Source organism: Rhizobacter sp. P3_B12, from assembly GCF_056402895.1.
The window spans coordinates 1-3,330 of the sequence record NZ_JBFUGN010000691.1; the positions used below are offsets into that span (position 1 = coordinate 1).

General features: G+C 69.2%; 3 protein-coding genes and 1 pseudogene. All 4 read right to left on the reverse strand.

The window, feature by feature from the left end; all coding sequences use genetic code 11:
* A partial coding sequence (locus AC1D01_RS26260; protein WP_477871603.1) for a thiolase family protein occupies window positions 1-686 on the reverse strand: 686 nt, incomplete at its 3' end.
* A gap of 9 nt (window positions 687-695) precedes the next feature.
* Window positions 696-1,322: a 3-oxoacid CoA-transferase subunit B gene (locus AC1D01_RS26265; RefSeq protein ID WP_477871605.1), complete on the reverse strand. Its 627-nt coding sequence runs from the start codon at window positions 1,320-1,322 to the stop codon at window positions 696-698.
* A 119-nt stretch (window positions 1,323-1,441) separates the two neighbouring features.
* Window positions 1,442-2,110: pseudogene (locus tag AC1D01_RS26270) on the reverse strand (3-oxoacid CoA-transferase subunit A); the annotation flags it as partial.
* 94 nt (window positions 2,111-2,204) lie between these two features.
* A complete protein-coding gene (locus AC1D01_RS26275; protein WP_477871607.1) occupies window positions 2,205-3,323 on the reverse strand; it encodes a saccharopine dehydrogenase family protein in 1,119 nt (372 codons plus the stop codon).
* Between the last annotated feature and the right edge of the window lie 7 nt (window positions 3,324-3,330).

Sequence of the window (3,330 nt, forward strand, 5' to 3'; positions counted from 1 at the left end):
GTCTCGCGCGGGTGCTCGTCCTGCGTCACGACGAGCGCTTCGCCCTTCTTCTGCGCGATCGTCACCGGCGTGATCTCGGCATCGAAGAAGCCGGCCTTCTGCGCCGCGACCGCCTTCAGCTGCGAGGCCAGCGCCATCCGGTCCTGCGCGTCGCGCGCGATGCCGAAATCGGCCGCCACGTTCTCCGCCGTCTCGGGCATCGAATCGACACCGTGCAGATCCTTCATCAGCTTGTTGACGAAGCGCCAGCCGATGGTCGTGTCGTGGATGGCCGCGTTGCGGCTGAACGCGCTCTCGGCCTTCGGCATCACGAACGGCGCGCGGCTCATGCTCTCGACACCGCCGGCGATCATCAGGCCGGCCTCGCCGCTGCGGATCGCGCGCGCCGCGCTGCCCACCGCGTCCATGCCCGAGCCGCACAGCCGGTTGATCGTCATGCCCGGCACGCCGATCGGCAGGCCGGCCAGCAGCGCCGACATGCGCGCCACGTTGCGGTTGTCCTCGCCGGCCTGGTTCGCGCAGCCGAACAGCACGTCGTCGACCGCGTCCCAGTCGACGCGGGTGTTGCGCGCGATCAGCGCCTTCAGCGGGATCGCGCCAAGGTCGTCGGTGCGCACCGACGACAGCGCGCCGCCGTAGCGGCCGAAGGGTGTGCGGATCGCGTCGCAGATGAAGGCATCGGTCATGACAGTCTTTCAGGCGATCAGCGGCAGGCCGCTCAACCGCTGCAGTTCATCGAAGGGCAGGCCGTTGAAAGTCTCCACGACTTTCAGGCCCGCGGCCGTCACGTCGATGACAGCCAGGTCGGTGTAGATGCGGCTCACGCAGGCCACGCCGGTCAGCGGGTAACTGCACTCGGCAACGATCTTGCTCTCGCCGGACTTGGTCAGGTGCTCCATCATCACGAAGGTCTTCTTCGCGCCGATCGCCAGGTCCATCGCGCCGCCGACCGCGGGGATCGCATCGGGCGCCCCGGTGTGCCAGTTCGCCAGGTCGCCGCGCGCCGACACCTGGAACGCGCCGAGCACGCAGATGTCGAGGTGGCCGCCGCGCATCATCGCGAAGCTGTCGGCATGGTGGAAGAACGCGCCGCCGGCCAGCAGCGTCACCGGTTGTTTACCGGCATTGATCAGGTCGAAATCCTCGTCGCCCGCGGCCGGCGCCGGGCCCATGCCGAGCAGGCCGTTCTCGCTGTGCAGGAAGATCTCGCGCTCGCGCGGCAGGTGGTTGGCCACCAGCGTCGGCAGGCCGATGCCGAGGTTCACGTACGCGCCCTCGGGGATGTCGCGCGCCACACGGGCCGCCATCTGGTCGCGTGTCATGACAGCCCCTCGGTCGATGGGTACATCGCCCGGTCCCCCGAGGGGACGGCGGGCCGGCTTGGGAGCGGCCCGGCGCTCGGCCCGCTCGCGTCGGCGTGCTTGAAGCCGGCCGGGCCGGTGGCACTGCGCGGCACCTGCACGATCCGTTGCACGAAGATCCCCGGCGTCACGATGTGCTCCGGGTCGAGCTCGCCGAGCGCCACCACCTCGTGCACCGACGCGATGCTCAGCTTCGCCGCCATCGCCATGATCGGCCCGAAGTTGCGCGCGGTCTTGCGGTAGACCAGGTTGCCCCAGCGGTCGCCGCGCTCGGCCTTGATCAGCGCCACGTCGGCATGGATCGGCGACTCGAGCACGTACATGCGGCCGTCGATCTCGCGCGTTTCCTTGCCGCGCGCGAGTTCGGTGCCGTAGCCGGTCGGCGTGAAGAAGCCGCCGATGCCGGCCCCGGCCGCGCGGATGCGCTCGGCCAGGTTGCCCTGCGGCACCAGCTCCAGCTCGATGCGCCCGCTGCGGTACAGCCCGTCGAACACCTGCGAGTCGACCTGGCGCGGAAAGCTGCAGATGATCTTGCGCACCCGCCCGGTCGCGAGCAGCGCGGCCAGGCCCGTCTCGCCGTTGCCGGCGTTGTTGTTGACGATGGTCAGGTCGCGCGCACCTTGCGCGATCAGCGCATCGATCAGCTCGCCCGGCTGGCCGGCGCCGCCAAAGCCGCCGATCATCACCGTCGCGCCGTCGGGCACGCCGGCCAGCGCGTCCTGCACCGAATCGCAGAGCTTGTTGATCATGCTGTTCCTCGCAAGACCCGGGCTTCGTCAAAAAGTTCTTTTGACGAACTCGAGTTCTTTATGGGAACAGTTTAAACCGCCCAGGCGGCCCGTCTCAAGCCGCTTTTGCGAGTTCGTCCATCGCGTAGACGCGGCCGAAGCGGTTTGCCAGGAAGTCGGCCAGCTTCACGTCTTCCTGCCGCACGAAGCCTTGCTGCGGCAGCTGGCCGTTCGCCAGCATGTCGAGGATCGCGCACAGGCTGCTCGCGGTGGTGATCTGGATCGCGCTGCGCAGCTTGCCGGCCAGCACGTGCGCATAGGTCTTGCGCGCGTAGGTGCTCTGCACGAGGCGCCCGTCCTTCATGCCGGAGACGGTGACGAACACGATCACCACGTCCTGCATCGTCGTCGGCACGGCCTGTTCGAGGATGTCCTTCAGCACGTCGCGCCGGTCCTTCAGCCGCAGGTCGTGCAGCAGCGCCTTCATGATCGCGGCGTGGCCGGGGTAGCGGATCGTGCGGTAGTTCAGCGTGCGCACCTTGCCGGCCAGCGTCTCGCACAGCGTGCCCAATCCGCCCGAGGTGTTGAAGGCCTCGTACAGCACGCCGTCGAGCGAGAACTCCTCGCGCTCCTCGAGCGCCGGCACCTCGCGCTTCACGCCGTCGACGATCRCCTCGCAGGGCTCGCAGTACTCGTTGATGACGCCCTCGGTGCTCCAGGTCAGGTTGTAGTTCAGCGCGTTGCTCGGGTAGGCCGGCAAGGCGCCGACGCGCATGCGCACGCTGTCGAGCGTGTCGAAGCCGCTCGCCAGGTCGGCGGCGACGATCGAGATGAAGCCGGGCGCCAGCCCGCACTGCGGGATGAAGGCGGTGCTGGCGCCCACCGCCAGCTCGCGGATGCGGCGGGTGCTGGCCACGTCTTCGGTGAGGTCCAGGTAGTGCACGCCGGTGTCGCGCGCGGCCTGCGCGACCTTGGCCGTCAGGTGGTAGGGCGCCGCGCTCAGCACCGCGAAGCGGCCGCGCAGCGCGGAGCGCAGCTGCTGCGCATCGTTCACGTCCAGCACCAGCGTCGACAGCCCGGGCGTGCCGGCCATCTCGGTCGCGATCTCGGCCAGTTGGGTCGCCGAGCGGTCGGCCACCGTCACGGTGTAGCGCTCACCAGCGGTCGCCGAGGCCAGCAGGGCCCCCACCACGGAGCCGATCTTGCCGCCGCCGATCACCAGGATGTCTTTCATTGCCGCC